Annotated in this window: 18 protein-coding genes; 10 read left to right on the top strand and 8 right to left on the bottom strand. The window is 55.7% G+C overall.

All coding sequences use genetic code 11. The annotated features are described in order from the left end of the window. Window positions 1-39: 39 nt before the first annotated feature. On the bottom strand, window positions 40-1,638 hold the full coding sequence (locus ACN0TS_RS04950) for a phosphoenolpyruvate carboxykinase (protein ID WP_417258226.1): 1,599 nt from the start codon (window positions 1,636-1,638) through the stop codon (window positions 40-42). 408 nt (window positions 1,639-2,046) lie between these two features. Between ACN0TS_RS04950 and ACN0TS_RS04945 the strand changes: the two genes are divergently transcribed. From ACN0TS_RS04945 to ACN0TS_RS04915, 7 genes are read left to right on the top strand one after another with little or no spacing between them, the layout of a single operon-like run. Next, entirely contained in the window at window positions 2,047-2,748 is a 702-nt protein-coding gene (locus tag ACN0TS_RS04945; protein ID WP_417258225.1) for a response regulator transcription factor, read from the top strand. A gap of 8 nt (window positions 2,749-2,756) precedes the next feature. Next, a complete protein-coding gene (locus tag ACN0TS_RS04940; protein ID WP_417258224.1) occupies window positions 2,757-4,484 on the top strand; it encodes a sensor N-terminal transmembrane domain-containing protein in 1,728 nt (575 codons plus the stop codon). Beyond that, window positions 4,481-4,936 carry an HPr kinase/phosphorylase gene (locus tag ACN0TS_RS04935; protein ID WP_417258223.1) on the top strand — a complete coding sequence of 152 codons (456 nt, stop codon included), beginning with the start codon at window positions 4,481-4,483 and terminating at the stop codon, window positions 4,934-4,936. The genes ACN0TS_RS04940 and ACN0TS_RS04935 overlap by 4 nt, the downstream gene beginning before the upstream one ends. After that, a complete protein-coding gene (gene rapZ, locus ACN0TS_RS04930; RefSeq protein ID WP_417258222.1) occupies window positions 4,933-5,862 on the top strand; it encodes an RNase adapter RapZ in 930 nt (309 codons plus the stop codon). The genes ACN0TS_RS04935 and rapZ overlap by 4 nt, the downstream gene beginning before the upstream one ends. Next, window positions 5,859-6,251 carry a PTS sugar transporter subunit IIA gene (locus ACN0TS_RS04925; RefSeq protein ID WP_417258221.1) on the top strand — a complete coding sequence of 131 codons (393 nt, stop codon included), beginning with the start codon at window positions 5,859-5,861 and terminating at the stop codon, window positions 6,249-6,251. The genes rapZ and ACN0TS_RS04925 overlap by 4 nt, the downstream gene beginning before the upstream one ends. Before the next feature lie 25 nt (window positions 6,252-6,276). Further along, window positions 6,277-6,552, top strand: a complete 276-nt coding sequence (locus tag ACN0TS_RS04920) for an HPr family phosphocarrier protein (RefSeq protein WP_417258220.1) — start codon at window positions 6,277-6,279, stop codon at window positions 6,550-6,552. Window positions 6,553-6,579: 27 nt separating this feature from the next. Further along, window positions 6,580-7,461: a lysophospholipid acyltransferase family protein gene (locus tag ACN0TS_RS04915; protein WP_417258219.1), complete on the top strand. Its 882-nt coding sequence runs from the start codon at window positions 6,580-6,582 to the stop codon at window positions 7,459-7,461. 24 nt (window positions 7,462-7,485) lie between these two features. On the opposite strand, the gene ACN0TS_RS04910 is transcribed toward ACN0TS_RS04915, so the two are convergent. Further along, window positions 7,486-8,361 carry a 3-hydroxybutyryl-CoA dehydrogenase gene (locus ACN0TS_RS04910; RefSeq protein WP_417258218.1) on the bottom strand — a complete coding sequence of 292 codons (876 nt, stop codon included), beginning with the start codon at window positions 8,359-8,361 and terminating at the stop codon, window positions 7,486-7,488. Between the two features lie 173 nt (window positions 8,362-8,534). On the opposite strand from ACN0TS_RS04910, the gene ACN0TS_RS04905 reads away from it, so the two are divergent. After that, window positions 8,535-9,362 carry a DUF6473 family protein gene (locus ACN0TS_RS04905; protein WP_417258217.1) on the top strand — a complete coding sequence of 276 codons (828 nt, stop codon included), beginning with the start codon at window positions 8,535-8,537 and terminating at the stop codon, window positions 9,360-9,362. A gap of 80 nt (window positions 9,363-9,442) precedes the next feature. On the opposite strand, the gene ACN0TS_RS04900 is transcribed toward ACN0TS_RS04905, so the two are convergent. The 6 genes from ACN0TS_RS04900 to ACN0TS_RS04875 form a co-directional block, all read right to left on the bottom strand. Further along, entirely contained in the window at window positions 9,443-10,363 is a 921-nt protein-coding gene (locus ACN0TS_RS04900) for an electron transfer flavoprotein subunit alpha/FixB family protein (protein WP_417258216.1), read from the bottom strand. After that, window positions 10,363-11,115 carry an electron transfer flavoprotein subunit beta/FixA family protein gene (locus ACN0TS_RS04895; protein WP_417258215.1) on the bottom strand — a complete coding sequence of 251 codons (753 nt, stop codon included), beginning with the start codon at window positions 11,113-11,115 and terminating at the stop codon, window positions 10,363-10,365. The genes ACN0TS_RS04900 and ACN0TS_RS04895 overlap by 1 nt, the downstream gene beginning before the upstream one ends. Before the next feature lie 173 nt (window positions 11,116-11,288). Then, on the bottom strand, window positions 11,289-11,861 hold the full coding sequence (locus tag ACN0TS_RS04890; RefSeq protein ID WP_417258214.1) for a cob(I)yrinic acid a,c-diamide adenosyltransferase: 573 nt from the start codon (window positions 11,859-11,861) through the stop codon (window positions 11,289-11,291). A 14-nt stretch (window positions 11,862-11,875) separates the two neighbouring features. After that, the gene (locus tag ACN0TS_RS04885) at window positions 11,876-12,073 is read right to left on the bottom strand and encodes an HIG1 domain-containing protein (RefSeq protein ID WP_417258213.1); all 198 of its coding nucleotides are present in this window, start codon (window positions 12,071-12,073) and stop codon (window positions 11,876-11,878) included. Between the two features lie 131 nt (window positions 12,074-12,204). After that, entirely contained in the window at window positions 12,205-13,038 is an 834-nt protein-coding gene (locus tag ACN0TS_RS04880; protein WP_417258212.1) for an SDR family NAD(P)-dependent oxidoreductase, read from the bottom strand. Between the two features lie 70 nt (window positions 13,039-13,108). Further along, on the bottom strand, window positions 13,109-13,732 hold the full coding sequence (locus ACN0TS_RS04875; RefSeq protein ID WP_417258211.1) for an SH3 domain-containing protein: 624 nt from the start codon (window positions 13,730-13,732) through the stop codon (window positions 13,109-13,111). A 161-nt stretch (window positions 13,733-13,893) separates the two neighbouring features. Here ACN0TS_RS04875 and ACN0TS_RS04870 point away from each other — a divergent pair, with 161 nt between their 5' ends. Next, window positions 13,894-16,239 carry a DNA topoisomerase IV subunit A gene (locus ACN0TS_RS04870; protein WP_417258210.1) on the top strand — a complete coding sequence of 782 codons (2,346 nt, stop codon included), beginning with the start codon at window positions 13,894-13,896 and terminating at the stop codon, window positions 16,237-16,239. Window positions 16,240-16,251: 12 nt separating this feature from the next. After that, a complete protein-coding gene (locus tag ACN0TS_RS04865; RefSeq protein WP_417258209.1) occupies window positions 16,252-16,932 on the top strand; it encodes a hypothetical protein in 681 nt (226 codons plus the stop codon). The last annotated feature ends 89 nt before the right edge of the window (window positions 16,933-17,021 follow it).

Genomic DNA, 17,021 nt, shown 5'->3' with positions numbered 1-17,021 from the left:
CCGAGAGCGCACCTTTCTATGTCGTGATGTGATGAAGCTTTAGCCGATAGCGGCGGCTTTGACGTCGTCGTCAATGTAGTCGATGTATTGCTCGAAATTCTCCGAGAACATCGACGCCAACTTGGCAGCCTGAACGTCATAGGCTTCTTTGTCGGCCCAAGTGCGGCGCGGATCGAGAAGCACATCAGCAACGCCAGGAACAGAGACGGGGACTTCGAAGCCGAAATTCTCGTCTTTGCGGAACTCAACTTCGGCCAAGGTGCCTTCAAGAGCGGCATGCAACAGGTTGCGGGTTGCTTTGATCGGCATCCGCGATCCTGTCCCGTAGGCCCCACCAGTCCAACCGGTGTTTACCAACCAACAGGTTGCGCCGTGTTTTGCGATCTTGTCGCGCAACAGGTTGCCGTAGGCCTCTGGGCGGCGCGGCATAAAGGGCGCACCGAAACAGGTCGAGAAGGTTGGCACAGGCTCGGTGATCCCTTGCTCTGTACCTGCCACCTTCGAGGTGAAGCCTGAAAGGAAGTGGTACATGGCCTGCGCAGGCGAGAGGCGCGCAATGGGAGGCAAAACGCCGAAGGCATCACAAGTCAACATGATGATGTTTTTTGGATGGCCCCCAAGGGCGGTTTCCGACGCATTCGAGATGTAGTGCAACGGATAGGCGCAACGCATGTTTGCGGTCAGGCTGTCATCTTGGAAGTCGAGGTCTTTGGTGTAGGGGTCAAACACCATATTCTCGACGACGCTACCGAATTTGGATGTGGTAGCGTAGATTTCTGGTTCTGCTTCGGCGGACAGGTCGATGGTCTTGGCGTAGCAGCCCCCCTCGAAGTTAAAGGTGCCGCGTTCGGACCACCCGTGCTCGTCATCCCCGATCAGCACACGGCTCGGGTCCGCAGACAGTGTGGTTTTTCCCGTGCCTGACAGGCCAAAGAAGATCGCCGTATCTACAGGGTTGCCGGGGGCGTGGTTGGCAGAGCAGTGCATCGCCATGACGCCTTTGCCAGGCAGGATGTAGTTGAGAAGCGTGAACACGCCTTTCTTGTTTTCGCCCGCATAGGATGTGCCACCCACAAGGATGATCTTGCGGTCGAAGTTGAGCGCGATCACGGTTCCAGAGCGACAGCCGTGTTTCTCGGGATCAGCTTGGAAGCTCGGGCAGTTAATAATGGTGTAGTCAGGTTCAAAGTGGTCCAGCTCGGAAAGAGCGGGGCGGCGCAACATAGTGCGGTTGAACAAGGCATGCCATGCAAGCTCTGAGATCATGCGCACATCAAGACGGTGTGCGGGGTCGGCGCCGCCGTACAGATCTTCAACGAAATAATCGCCACCCTTCATATGGTCGAGCATATCCTCATAGAGGGCATCAAACTTGTCTGCCTCCATTGGGTGGTTGTTTTCCCACCAGATGGCATCCTCGACGTTTGGCGTGCGAACAATAAACTTGTCGTCTGGTGAACGGCCAGTGTGAACGCCTGTGGCGACGTAAAGCGACCCGCCCTTGCCAAGTGTGCCTTCGTTGCGCTTGAGCGCATGTTCGATGAGCGCAGGCTCAAGAAGGTTGTAGTAGACATTGCCGAGGTCAGTGATCCCTTGGGTGTCTAGAGTGAAGTCTGGATTCACGCGTCCTGTTGCCATTGTGTAAGCTCCCCGCCGCACTCAAAAGTGGGCGTCATTGTTTTCAATCATGCCGCGAGGGGCCTCTCGCGATCTGTCTGAGCCAACAGACAGGTATGGCTATAACATGCGAAAAAATTCCGTAAACAGGAGCTAAGTCAAAGTTAGCGCAACCACATTCGTGTTTGCGCAAACTTTTTGGGGTTAGCGCAAACACCGATCAAAATGGCACAGGGAGAGGAGAGAAAATCGCCCGAAATCGGAATAAGTGAGGCATATTAGTCAAACATTGAATCTTTTAGCTTTTCAATGAGTCCATCCGCGGGGTGATTCGCGGTTTCACTTGATTTGGACACGCGTCTGGACGAATATGTCCGGCAAAACGTCAAAGCAGAAACGAAACTATTGAGCAGTTGAAGGAAACCGAACATGTCTCGGATCGCCTTGGTCGATGACGACCGGAATATCCTCACGTCCGTCTCTATGACACTCGAAGCCGAAGGGTTCGAAGTGGAAACATATAACGACGGCCAATCCGCACTTGATGCTTTCAACAAAAAACTTCCCGATATGGCTGTGTTCGACATTAAAATGCCGCGCATGGACGGAATGGATTTGTTGCAGCGCGTGCGCCAGAAAACAAATATGCCCGTCATTTTTCTGACGTCGAAAGACGACGAGATTGACGAGGTTCTCGGCCTGCGCATGGGTGCAGACGACTATGTGAAAAAGCCGTTCTCCCAACGTTTGCTTGTGGAACGCATCCGCGCCCTGTTGCGACGCCAAGAGGCGCTTGACGGGGTTGAGGTCGCTGAGACCGAAGACACAAAGCTGATGGAACGCGGCGAGTTGGTGATGGACCCCTTGCGCCATGCTGTAAGCTGGAAGGGCAAGGACGTGACTTTGACCGTCACAGAGTTCTTGTTGTTGCAAGCTCTCGCGCAGCGCCCCGGATTTGTGAAGTCTCGCGATCAGTTGATGGACGTGGCCTATGACGATCAGGTCTATGTCGATGACCGTACAATCGATAGCCACATCAAACGTCTGCGGAAAAAAATGCGCACGGTTGATCCCGAGTTCTCCGCTATCGAGACACTGTACGGTATCGGTTATCGCTACAACGAGGAATAGGGGCAGAGATGTCGGTGTCCTCCCATGTTGAAGGTTCGCGCAAAGACGCCAAGGATACGACTGTTGTCCTTGGCGACGATTGGGTTGCACCGAAAACCTCCGATGTAGATTTGCGCGAAAAACGGTCGCGGCGAAAGTTTATCGCCGTTAATCGCTCGCCTTTGGCGCAAAAGATCATCACCTTTAATCTCGTCGCGATCATTTTGATGGTGGCGGGCATTCTCTATCTCAATCCGTTCCGCGACAGCCTCGTGACACAGCGCGAAATTGCAATGGTGACGGAAGCGGCGCTGATTGCCGATATGCTCGAAGCCACAGCGGGCAGCGATGGGCCACTTGTCTTGCGGGCGGATGATGAGGCGGTTCTTGCTGTCCTTGATATTCCGTTGCTTGAGAATGTCTTTCTATATGACGCAGGTGGCGATCTGGTGGCCTCAACGCTTGGACGCAAACGCCTCGATCCGACGAGCCTTGCTGGTTATGCGCGGGACACACGCCCCACAGTGATCTCCGACTTTCTGAACAAAGTTTGGACTGCCATGACCTTTTCGGGGGGGAGCAAAAACCTCGACGTGCGCACCGAAGAGGATGACATCGTTCATATTTCCCCATTGGTGAATGGTGCGCTCAAAAATCAAATCGGTGTCGATACGGGCTTTAGCAAATCGGGATCGACGGTGTTCGCGGTTGCTGCGCCGATTTCTGTGAAAACCGACAACGGGGTCGAGACTGTTGGTGTCGTGGGCCTTGTATCGGCAGAGGGCGAAATCGACGAACTGGTGCGTGTCGAACGCGAGCAGATCCTTCAAGTCTTTATCATCGCAATTCTGGTGTCCATCGGGTTGAGCCTCGTGCTTGCCTCTACCATTGCCAATCCCCTTGCCGATCTCGCTGCGGCTGCCGAAGTTGGTCGTGACAAGAACAGTCGAAAAGTGTCCCCCGGTCGGGTGCGCATTCCCGATCTGTCTGGACGTCCCGATGAAATCGGGCGTTTGTCGAGTGCGCTGCGCGGTATGGTATCTGCTTTATATGACCGCATCGACGCCAACGAACAGTTCGCCGCCGACGTGGCCCATGAAATCAAGAACCCTCTGGCCTCTCTGCGCTCCGCCGTTGGCTCCCTGCGCATGGTCAAGAAAGAAGAGCATCGCACTAAACTGCTCGATGTCATCGAACATGATGTGCGCCGCCTTGATCGCCTTGTCTCCGATATCTCCAATGCGTCGCGCCTTGATAGCGAGCTGGTGAAAGAGGAAGAAGAAGAATTCAACCTGCTCACGATGCTCACGAACCTGACCGAGTTTCTTGGTCAGGATGCCCAAGAAAAAGGCGTTGATTTTATCGCCGATCTCCCCGACGAGCCGATCATCGTCGCAGGGCTTGAGGCGCGTCTCGCACAGGTATTCGTTAACCTGATCACCAACGCGATTTCGTTTTGCGAAGATGGTGATGCCATTCGGGTCTGGGTCCGCAAGCGCGACAGCCGCGTTCTGATCGTGGTTGAAGACACCGGACCAGGCATACCCGATCAAGCGTTGTCGAAAATTTTCAAACGCTTCTATTCCGAACGCCCCGAAGGGCAGTTTGGCAATAACTCGGGGCTTGGTTTGGCGATTTCCAAACAGATTGTCGAGGCGCATGGTGGCGTGATCTGGGCGGAGAATATTCGTCCCACCGATGCGGACGTCACCTCCGAGCCACTCGGGGCGCGTTTTGTGGTGGGTTTGCCGGTGTGAGTGGCGCGCCCTCGTCGCCCGTCTTCGCCGCCAAAGGCACTCTTCTTCATGCCACTTGTGTCGCCCTGACACCGGACGCAGGTGTGTTGATCACAGGCCCCTCGGGCAGTGGGAAATCAACACTTGCACTGACTTTGATGGCCTTGGGCACCACCTTGGTGAGCGACGATCAAACCTTTGTTCGGGCGGATGGTGATGGCCTCATCGCGACGGCACCCACAACCATCAAAGGGCAGATTGAAGCCCGTGGCCTAGGTATTCTCTCGGCACGTGTTTTCGATCATTGCCGCATTCGCGCTGTTGTCGATCTATCACAAAGTGAAGAGGACCGCTTGCCTCCTGAGCGAAAACAGCGCGTAGTCGGTGTTTCGATTCCCTTGTTCTATCGAGTCGACGGGCCCCAGTTTGCCCCAAGTTTGATACAATGGCTTAAAGGAGGCCGTGTGGCGTGACCAACGACGACATCACAACACATGCAACCGAGCAACGCCACCGCGTGGTCTTGGTGACCGGACCGTCAGGGGCGGGACGATCCACCGCGATCAATGTCCTCGAAGATCTCGGTTACGAGACCATCGACAACTTGCCGTTGTCCATCCTGCCGCGGCTGCTTGATGCGGGTGGCACAACACGCCCTCTTGCGCTCGGCATTGATGTGCGAAACCGTGATTTCACTATCGCGGGCATGATAGAGTTGATTGACGGGCTGGCGCAAAGTACCACTTATGCCGTCGAACTTTTGTTCCTCGATGCGAGCGAAGATGTGCTTGTGCGGCGCTACTCGGAAACCCGTCGGCGTCATCCCTTGGCCCCCGCCGAGACGGCACATATAGGCGTGTTGCGAGAGAAAGACCTTCTTTTGCCCATCCGCTCCCGCGCGGATGTGTTGATCGACACATCTGATCTTACGCCCCATCAATTGCGCGACGAGGTCGAACGGTGGTTTTCCAGCGATGCCGACTCAAATATGGCGATCTCAATTCAGTCGTTTTCCTATAAACGCGGTATGCCGCGCGGCGTTGACATGGTGTTTGATGTTCGTTTTCTTGCGAACCCATATTGGGACGCTAGTCTGCGCGGCATGAACGGAATGGACCCGAAGGTGCGTGCCTATGTCGAGGCCGACCCCCGCTATGCGGCGTTCTTCGAGAAGGTTTTCGATCTGACCGTGCTATTGTTGCCTGCTTACGAGCAGGAGGGAAAACGGCATTTGTCCATCGCGTTTGGATGTACGGGCGGGCAGCATCGTTCCGTCACTCTTGCGGAAAACTTATCACAAGCCCTTGCAGAAAATGGCTCGCGGGTGTCAGTTAGACATCGGGAAATGGAACGGCGCGATTATGTCGCGCCCGTGAATCAATCGGGGACGTCGGCGTGATTGGAATTGTCATCGTCGCACATGGTGGTTTGGCCAAGGAATACCTCTCTGCTGTCGAGCATGTCGTCGGCAGGCAGTCGGGTATTGAAGCCATTGCTATTGCGCCAGACCATGATCGGTCGAGTAAACAGCAAGAAATCTGTGTCGCTGCGGATGCGGTTGATACGGGTAACGGCGTGGTGGTGGTCACGGATATGTTCGGGGGCAGCCCATCCAATTTGTCGCTGCTCGCCTGTCATCATGATGATCGAAAAATTATTTACGGCGCAAACCTTCCCATGCTGATCAAGCTGGCAAAATCGCGCCACAAATCCGTGGACGAGGCGGTGAAAAATGCCCTCGCCGCAGGCCGCAAATACATCGACAGTTTCGATGTCGCTGGCCAATAGTTGCGTATTAAAATTAGGATTATAAATGTCGTCAGTTTCGCGCACTCATGAGATTATCAATGTAAAGGGCCTGCATGCGCGGGCTTCTGCTAAATTTGTCGAACTGGTCGAACAGTTCGATGCCACTGCTGAAGTCTGCAAGGACGGGATGTGTACAGAAGGCGACAGCATCATGGGGCTTTTGATGTTGGCAGCCTCAAAAGGAACCACTATTGAGGTGACGACGAGTGGCCCGCAAGCAAGCGAACTTTCCGAGGCTCTCGACGCATTGATACAGGACCGTTTTGGCGAAGGCATGTAACCGTCGCCACACGGATTAGAGGATACTATGACCGAGCAGAACGCCGTCGAAGATGTGATAAAGGCGGGGAACCCCGACTTCGTCCCTTATGATGCGCGCCGTCTGTCATATGCCAACACCTTTTCAGACCCTTCAAAAGTTGCCATTATCCGCACCATCGAATGGGTGACGGGCAAGTTGCCGTTGATCCGCCGTATTCGGCGGTTCGAGAAACTCGGCGCGCCGCAAGGCCATGCTTTCTTTACCCAAGCGTTGAGCGTGATGAATATCACCGTCACGACGCCAGAAGAACATACCGCGAAAATTCCCGCGACGGGCCCGCTTGTCGTTGTCGCCAACCATCCGCACGGGTTGACCGACGGGTTGGTCATGGCTGAACTGATTGGTCGTGTGCGCACCGATTATAAAATCCTGACGCGGTCGCTGTTGACGGGTATTCCCGAAATTGATCCCTTCATGTTGCCCGTGCCATTCCCGCACGAAGAGGACAGCCACCGCAAGTCCATCTCTATGCGTAATGAAGCGATGGCACAGTTGAAAGCGGGTGGTGTGATCGTTCTGTTCCCTGCAGGTGCAGTTTCCGCATCGGCAACCCTGTTCGGCCCTGTGATCGAAAAGGAATGGAATCCGTTTACGGCGAAAATGATTTTGAAATCGGGGGCGACGGTTCTGCCGATCTATTTCCCTGGCCGTAACACGCGGCTCTATCAGGTCGCGGATAAAATCTCGGCCACGTTCCGTCAGGGACTTTTGCTGCATGAGATTGCCCGCTCTATGAACAAGCCGCAATCACCCATCATCGGTGATCCGATTCCGGCCGAGGAACTGGGTGAATGGAAGTCAAATCCGCGTGGATTTATGAGTTGGCTGCGCGGTCATACCCTCGCCCTCGGCGGCCGCACGGATTAGAGGATCTCAGGCGCCTGTGGCACCCTAGCGTGTCGGCACAGGAACCTCACCGCGATAATCATAGAATCCCCGCTGCGTTTTGCGGCCAAGCCACCCTGCCTCGACATATTTGGTCAACAGCGGGCAGGGGCGGTATTTGGTATCGGCCAAACCGTCGTGCAGCACATTCATAATTGCCAGACATGTGTCGAGACCGATGAAGTCGGCAAGCTCAAGCGGCCCCATTGGGTGGTTCGCGCCAAGTTTCATCGACTCGTCAATGGATTTAACAGAGCCCACGCCCTCATAGAGTGTGTAGACCGCCTCATTGATCATCGGCATCAAGATGCGGTTAACGATGAAGGCCGGAAAATCTTCGGCGCTTGCCGCGGTTTTTCCTAGGCGCTCGACGACTTCTAGCAGGGTTTTGTAGGTGGCCTCATCTGTGGCAATCCCGCGAATAAGCTCGACAAGCTGCATTATGGGGACGGGATTCATAAAGTGGAAACCCATGAATTTTTCGGGGCGATCCGTGCGGGATGCGAGGCGTGTAATCGAGATGGACGACGTGTTGGACGTCAGAATCGTGTGCTCTTGGAGGTGCGGCAAAAGCTGTGCAAAAATTGCGTTTTTGACGTCTTCACGTTCGGTTGCCGCCTCAATCACCAGATCGGTTGTGCCAAGGTCTTCAAGCGTTTGCGTGGTTTTGATCCGCGCCATCGCGGCGTCTTTTTGCGTGGCCGTGATCTTGTCTCTGCTTACTTGGCGATCAAGGTTTTTGGAGACCGCCGCTATGGCCTTTTCGAGCGCTTCGGCGGAAATGTCATTGAGCACGACATCGTAGCCCGCGAGCGCAAAGACATGGGCGATGCCGTTGCCCATTTGACCCGCGCCGACGATTCCTACTGTGGAAATGCTCATGCTCTGAACTCCTTATTTGATGTGCCGAACCTTACGCTTTGCCATCGACTGGGTGCAAGGGCGTCCGCTGTGCCCCGACCGTGAAAATTTGCCGCGAATTGTGACTTTAGCAATATCGCAACCTGTCTTTGCGAATCTCGGCGTTGGGTGAAATCAAACCAGTGGGTGGTTACATGGCTTATCAATATCCTTCAGAGGGGTCTCTCGATTACGATCCGTGCCGATATGGCAAATCGAAATTGCTGTTTCGAGGCCCGAAAAAAGATCTGCGTGACGACTATATTGCCTTCCTCGGCGGAACGGAGACCTACGGTAAATATGTCGAGGTGCCTTTTAGTGAGCTCGTTAGTGCGGGTGCGAAGATTGCGACCGTAAATCTCGGGTGCGTCAACGCGGGTACGGATGTGTTCCTCAATGACGATACTGTCATGGACATCTGTGAAAATGCAAAGGTGACGGTGCTTCAACTCACGGGGGCACAGAATATGTCGAACCGTTTCTATGCCGTGCATCCGCGGCGGAATGATCGGTTCTTAAGGGCTTCGACGCTGCTCAAAACACTCTATCCCGACATTGATTTCACGGATTTCAATTTCACACGACATCTACTGAGTGCGCTTGAAAAGGCCTCGGAGGAAAAGTTCGCAATGGTCCGTCAGGAGCTCAAGGACGCATGGGTGGCACGGATGCGCACGATGGTTCAACGCATTCCTGGTCATGTGGTCCTAGTCTGGCTGTCAGGCCATTCACCGGACGATGCTCACGCGACCAATGTGATCAAAGGTGACCCGTTGTTTGTTGACCGCGATATGATCGAGGAAATTCGACCTTTGGTCTCGGGTGTTGTTGAAATCGTGGGGACGCGTGAAGAGATTCAAAAGGGATATGACCTGATGGAATTTTCCGATCTGGATGCGCCCGCCGCCAAGGAAATGCTCGGACCGGTTGTCCACGCGCGTGCGGCCCGCGAGCTGCTGTCTGTTGTGACAAAGCTGATTTAAAGGGCAAAGCGCCTGCGGCATAGAAAAAGGCCCGCCAATGTGGCGGGCCTATCTGAATTCTATCGCTCTTTGCCTGTGGCTTAGAGCTTTTCTGTCAGTTCCGGAACCGCATCGAAGAGGTCGGCGACAAGGCCGAAGTCGGCCACTTGAAAAATTGGCGCTTCTTCGTCTTTGTTGATCGCGACGATGACTTTGGAGTCTTTCATCCCTGCGAGGTGTTGGATCGCACCCGAAATGCCGACAGCGATGTAAAGCTCGGGAGCGACGACCTTGCCAGTCTGGCCCACTTGCCAATCGTTCGGAGCAAAGCCGCTATCCACAGCAGCACGGGAGGCGCCAACCGCAGCACCAAGTTTATCGGCCAAGGCGGAAATGATCGCGAAGTCTTCCTCGGAGCCAACGCCACGACCACCGGACACAACAACCTTTGCGGAGGTCAGTTCGGGGCGATCGCTAACGGCCACTTTGTCCTCGACGAAGGTCGAGAGACCTTTGTCGCCTGCACCCGATGCCGCCTCAACGGCAGCGGAGCCGCCATCGCCTGCGGCGTCAAAAGTCGAGGTGCGGAAAGAGACGACCTTGGTCGCATCGCCCGATTTCACGGTCTGGATGGCGTTGCCTGCATAGACAGGGCGCTTGAACGTGTCAGCATCGACCACTTCGGTCACATCGGAGATCACCATCACGTCGAGCAAGGCCGCAACGCGGGGCAGGACGTTTTTGCCTGCGGTGGTTGCGGGGGCCACGATGTGGGTGGTGCCATCAGCCAAGGAGATGATCAAGTCTGCGACGTTTTCCGCCAACCCGTTGGCATAAGCGGCGTCATCGGCGCAGAGCACTTTGGACACGCCGTTGATTTTGGCGGCGGCATCCGCTGCGGCTTGTGGGCCACACACCAGAACGGTCACGTCACCAAGTTTGGTGGCTGCGGAGACGGCTTTTGCGGTTGCATCGACAGCGAGTTCGCCACCTGCGGTTTCAGCAAGAAGAAGTACGGACATCAGATAAGGCCCCCCTCTTTGAGTTTCGCGACAAGTTCGTCAACCGAGCCGACGATAACGCCGGCCTGACGGGTTGCGGGCTCTTCCGTGGAGACCACGGTGAGGCGCGGCGTGGTATCGACGCCGTAATCGGTAGCAGATTTCTCGTCGAGCGGCTTTTTCTTCGCTTTCATGATGTTGGGCAGGGACGCATAGCGCGGTTCGTTGAGGCGCAGGTCCGTGGTCACAATTGCCGGAAGGTTCACGGAGATGGTTTGAAGGCCACCGTCTACTTCGCGGGTCACAACCGCCTTGTCGCCTTCGACCTTAACTTCGGAGGCAAAGGTCGCCTGACCCCAACCGAGCAGAGCGGCAAGCATCTGACCCGTTGCGTTCATATCGTTGTCGATAGCTTGCTTGCCCAAGATTACCATTTTGGGAGCTTCTTCTTCGACAATTTTGGCAAGGATTTTGGCAACCGCAAGCGGCTCGATGTCCACACCGTTGTCGTCCGTCACGAGAATGCCGCGGTCTGCGCCCATAGCGAGAGCATTGCGGATCGTGTCCGTGGCTTTTTTCTCACCGATGGAGACGATGACCACTTCCTCAACGACACCCGCTTCTTTCAGGCGGATCGCCTCTTCGACGGCAATTTCGTCGAACGGGTTCATGGACATTTTGACGTTGGCGAGATCGACACCCGTGCCATCGGCCTTAACTTTGACCTTCACGTTGTAGTCGATCACGCGCTTGACAGGTACAATCACCTTCATCTGCGTAAACTCCCTTAGGTTCTCCACGAGTGTCGTAGAGTTCATCATTTCAGCAACTTTATTACCCTTTCGCGGATGCAGAAAACACCCCCAAAACGTCGCGCTTCGGTCCAAAGACGTGACGTTCGGCGAAAAAGTGGCAGCCGATAGCGCTCACATCGAGAACACTGTTCTTACCGGTTCGCACCGGGCACCCAGAGCACGTCATCCTTGCCGCCGTTGTTAGCGACGCGGGCGGCGACAAAGAACCAATCTGACAGGCGGTTGAGATAGGTCACGGCATCTGAGTTGACCTCTTCAATCGTGGATAGCTCCACAGCCAGACGTTCGGCACGGCGCGAGACTGTGCGGCATAGGTGCAGATGCGCGGCCAAGGGCGACCCGCCCGGCAAGATGAACGAGCGTAGCGGTTCGAGATCGGCGTTCATCGCGTCAATCTCGGCCTCCAGACGTTCGGTTTGTGCGGCGATAATCCGAAGGGGCGGGTATTCGGCCTCGGCGTCATCGGCCATATTCGGACGACACAGGTCAGCGCCAAGATCGAACAGATCGTTCTGGATGCGCGACAATGCGGTGTCGAGATCGCCAGCAGCATGAAGCCGCGCCAGACCGAGCGTCGCATTCAATTCATCGACGGTGCCATAGGCGGTAACGCGGGCGGAATGTTTGGCCACACGACTACCATCGCCCAATGCGGTGTCGCCCTTATCGCCCGTGCGGGTGTAAATCTTGTTGAGTACAACCATCGTCAATCACTCCTTTACGGTTTGCCGCCAAGGGCGACAAAGACCACGACCATGATGACAACGATCAACTGGGCGACGATTCGCCATTTCATCATCTGGTTGCTTTTCTTGGCCCCTTCAACGCCACCACGCCCCATAAGTGAAATGCCGCGTGCCAAGATCAGCGCGACGATGAGGCAACCGATGCCGATAACGTAAATCATAGGGCTCATGGGCATATCCTTTGTGAAGCCAATTGGGTGTGGCGAAAGTATTCGGGCGCGTCTTTGGGCGCGTTCTGTCACGGACATAGCGCATTTTTGGCGTTGTCAAAATACGCGAAACGACGCGGGCCGAAGGTCAGTCACGCCTTTGCCATCATCGCGTCGATCATCCGTTGAGGTAAAAAACGTCGCGCGAGGGCGGCCACATAGGTCGGTGTGGTGACATAGTAATGCGCCTTGGGGCGGCGGGCATTCAGCGCGCGTTTGAGTTTCGCTGTGACCGCTTCGCTGCCAAGCTCGAACGGATCAGGGGTGCTCTTCTCTGCAGCTTTATACAGGCGCGGCACGAGGGTTGCGCGGTAATCGTCCGCGCGGGCCGAGCGTTCCCAGTCGATCCATTTGTCGAATTGTTTGCGCGCGTTGAGGCGAAAGGCGGTGGCAATCGGCCCGGGTTCGATCGTGACGACATCAATCCCTGTGCCGCGCATTTCCAACCTTAGCGTGTCGGTCAGCCCCTCAAGCGCAAACTTGGTCGCATTGTAGGAACCACGCCACGGCATCGCCATCAGGCCCAAAACTGACGAGCATTGCACAATCCGCCCGTAACCTTGCGTCCGCATCACGGGAATGACGCGGCGGGTGAGGTCATGCCAACCAAACAGATTCGCCTCGAAATTCTGGCGCAGCGCCTCTACGGGCAAGTCTTCGACAGCGGCGGGAATGGCATAGGCCCCGTTGTTGAACAAGGCATCAAGCACGCCACCCGTGCGTGTCATGGCCTCATCAAACCCCGTAGCGATTGAGGCCGAGTCCTCGTAATCAAGGCGAAAGCTCTCAAGCCCCTCGTCGCGCAAACGGGCGCAATCTGCTTCGCTGCGACAGGTTGCCAAGACACGCCACCCGTCATCGTGCAATGCGTGAGCGGCGTGATGGCCGATGCCCGTCGAGCAACCCGTGATCAAAATACTGCGCATGAAAAAGCCCTTCCCGTGTTTGGGAAAGGCTTACTCAATGCGGTGCGTTGTGAAAACCCGTCGCGGGTGTTTAGTCACTTAGCTCATCAAGGAAACGTGCTGCCATGTAGCCTTCCACGCCCGCGCCCTCGACCGAAATTTTCACCCACTCGGCGTAGGGCGAGGATAGCAACCGCACAATGTCGGCCTGAACAACTTGGCCGAGCACCTCGTTAGAGGTGGACGGGCCGGAGCGCACGTTGACCCGTTTGGCGGTCACAACACGCAAAATCATGTCATTGTCATTTTGATCGTCTGTTTGGTCCGCGGCAACCAAGGCGGCGAGTTTCGCGGGATCTGTGGCGGATGTTGTCGCGTGGGTTGGCGTTTGGATCAGGTCCGTGTTTGCCTCTTGCGAATAGCTCACTTGCATAAGCGCAGGTGTTTGCGTTCTGGGTTGCAAGGGCGCGTTCGAGGCCACTTGGATGTCTGGTACATTGGTCGATGGCGCGTCATTGAGGTCCGCAAGCACAGGGACGTAGGCACCCTTACGCTTGCTGCTATCATTAAACGCGTTTTGAAGCATGGCCAATACAGGCTCACGCGCCGCGCGCCGCGCGTCGAGTTCGGCCTGTTCTTCGGGCGATAACTCGCCGCCAAATAGATAGAGTGCAGAAAAAAGACCGATCACGGTCCAGAAAGTCAAACGTAGCATAGTAACCCCCCAGTCACCAATTACACAAAAGACAGCATATACGATTCGCTCCGTTTAAGCCGAGAAAACTTCTAGAGCAACAGGCCGAAAACCAGTTGTCTTGGTCAGTGTTGCTACAGCGCCGCTTGTCGGCGCGGACATGGGGCTGTATTCACATAAGCATGAGCAGTGATTTGTCAGACACCGCGCCTGAGGGCAGCGAAGTATTCGAACCGTTACGCCGCGCAATTGGTGAGCGCTACTTAACGTATGCGCTGTCCACGATTATGCACCGCGCGCTTCCGGATGCGCGTGACGGCCTGAAACCCGTCCACCGTCGCATTCTATATGCTATGCGTGAATTGCGCCTGTCATCCACGGGGGGCTTTCGCAAATCAGCCAAGATTTCCGGCGACGTGATGGGCAACTACCACCCGCACGGCGATGCGGCGATCTATGACGCGATGGCGCGTTTGGCGCAGGATTTCAACGTCCGCTATCCACTCGTTCATGGTCAGGGGAACTTCGGTAACGTGGACGGCGATAACCCTGCGGCATCGCGCTACACCGAAGCCCGTATGACCGCTGCCGCAGAGGCGCTGCTTGAGGGCCTCAACGAGAATGCGGTCGATTTTCGCGACAACTACGACGGAACACTCACCGAGCCTGTTGTGCTGCCCGCCGCATTCCCGAATCTGCTTGCCAACGGATCGAGCGGGATCGCGGTTGGCATGGCCACAAATATCCCACCACATAACATTGTGGAATTGGTCGATGCCTCACTGCATATGATCAAGACACCCGATGTGCGTGACGAGACGCTATTGAATTACGTCAAAGGGCCGGATTTTCCCACCGGTGGTATCATCGTCGAGCCACAAGAAAGCATGGCGAAAAGCTATGCTACTGGGCGCGGATCGTTCCGCCTTCGGGCAAAATGGGAGGTCGAGGATCTTGGTCGTGGTCTATGGCAGATCGTGGTCACAGAGATTCCCTATCAGGTTGCCAAATCCAAGCTGATCGAAAAGCTCGCCGAGTTGATCCAGACCAAAAAGGTTCCGATCCTTGCCGACGTGCGCGACGAAAGCACCGAAGACATCCGCATCATTTTGGAGCCGAAATCCAAGAACGTCGATCCAGATGTTTTGATGAATACCTTGTTCCGCAATTCCGATCTGGAAACGCGATTCTCGATGAACATGAACGTGTTGATCGACGGACGGACGCCCAAGGTCTGTTCGCTCAAAGAGGTATTGCGTGCATGGCTTGATCACCGCCGTGAGGTGCTTTCACGCCGTAGCCAACACCGTATGGACAAGATCGACCATCGTCTTGAGGTGCTTGAGGGCTTTATCATCGCCTTCCTCAACCTTGATCGTGTGATCGACATTATCCGCTATGACGATGACCCCAAAGCCGCGCTAATGGCCGAGGAATGGGGCCGCGACGTTGCGCGCGCCATGACGGAAAAGGACTACGTCTCCCCACTGCCTGCCGCCGAGGGGCAGGGCGAATTGACCGAGGTTCAGGCCGAAGCGATTCTCAACATGCGCCTGCGCAGTTTGCGTCGCCTCGAAGAGATCGAACTGATCAAAGAGCGGGATGCCCTGATGGCGGAGCGGGCGATCCTCGAAGACCTTCTTCTCAACGAAGGCGTGCAATGGGCGCGGATTTCGGATGAGCTGCGCGAGATCAAAAAGACCTTTGGCAAAGATTACCCACGCGGAATGCGCCTGACGCAATTCTCCGAGGCAACCGAGGTCGAAGAGGTGCCATTGGAAGCCATGATCGAGCGCGAACCGATCACCGTAGTTTGCTCGCAAATGGGGTGGATCAGGGCCATGTCGGGCCACATTGATCTGAACCGCGAGTTGAAATTCAAGGACGGCGATGGGCCGCGCTTTATCTTCCACGCCGAGACCACCGACAGGTTGTTGATCGTGGGCACAAACGGGCGCGTCTTTACGCTCTCCGCCGCGAACCTTCCTGGAGGGCGCGGTATGGGGGAACCATTGCGTTTGATGGTTGATCTGCCCAATGAAGTCGAGATCGTCGATATCCTGAAATACGAGCCCGAGGCTAAAATCCTGATTGCATCCAATGTGGGCAATGGTTTTGTCATCGCGCAAAAGGACATGATCGCCCAAACCCGCAGCGGCAAACAGGTGCTCAACGTCAAAGATGGCGAAGTCGCCAAGGTCGCGCATCGGATCAAGGGCGATCACGTGGCGGTCATTTCTCAAAACCGCCGCTTCCTCGTCTTCCCACTGTCCGAAGTCCCTGAAATGGGGCGCGGTAAAGGGGTCCGCTTGCAAAAATATGTCCAAGCACGTGGCGCTCAGGGTGTGTTGGAAATTGATGGCGGCCTGTCCGATCTGACAACCTTCGTGCTAGAAGAGGGCCTGAGTTGGACGATGGGCGGCGGCAACACCCGCACGGAAAAAGACATCGGGCCTTGGCTCGGCAAACGGGCAGGGGTCGGCAAACAGCCGCCGCACGGCTTCCCGCGCGATAACACGTTTTCATAAACAGAGGCTCACATGCTGACATTCCGCACGCTTTTCGCCATTTTCGCCACCCTCACGCTCGTCGCCTGTGGCGAAGCGAAGGTTGTGACGGAAGAAACGCCCATGCTGAACCTTGGTGACTTTTCGTTTGGTCACAACATTGTGGTCGCGGAAGGCATGCAACAGGGAGCGTTTTCGCGCACGGCGGAGCCCGAGGAAATTCAGGCGTCCCTAACCGCTGCCTTGCAAGAACGTCTGGGGCGCTATGATGGCGACAAACTTTATCACCTTGGAATCAAAGTCGAAGCCTACGCTCTGGCGATGCCGGGAATCCCGGTGCTGTTCAAGCCGAAGTCGGCCTATATCCTGACGGTCACGGCATGGGATGACGCAGCTGGTGCAAAGCTCAACGAGGAGCCGCGAGTTCTGACAATTTTCGAGGGCACGTCCGCCAAGACTTTGGTTGGTTCTGGCCTTACCCGAAAGAAAGAAGAGCAAATCGAGATTCTCAGTCGCAACGCGGCGCGTCGGATCGAGCGCTGGCTTGAAGAAAACGGTGAATGGTTCGGTGTTGCCTCAAAAGGGCCGGAAACCACCCAAGAGGAAGATGCTGCTGCGGCTTTGGAACTGCTCGAGCTCAATGCAGATTCGGAGGCTCTGGCTGCGGCCGAAAAGGCTGCAGCAGCGGAAAAAGCGGCCTCCGAAGAGCAATAGCTTGAGGCGTGTCTGCCCGTGCTCGTGAATAGAATGCGCCAATTTATAACTGGTGCTTGATTTTTCTCTCGATTGCCAATAACTAGCCC

It is taken from the genome of Celeribacter sp. (assembly GCF_048266405.1).
GTDB lineage: Bacteria > Pseudomonadota > Alphaproteobacteria > Rhodobacterales > Rhodobacteraceae > Celeribacter.
This window is presented reverse-complemented; position numbering and strand designations above follow the sequence as displayed.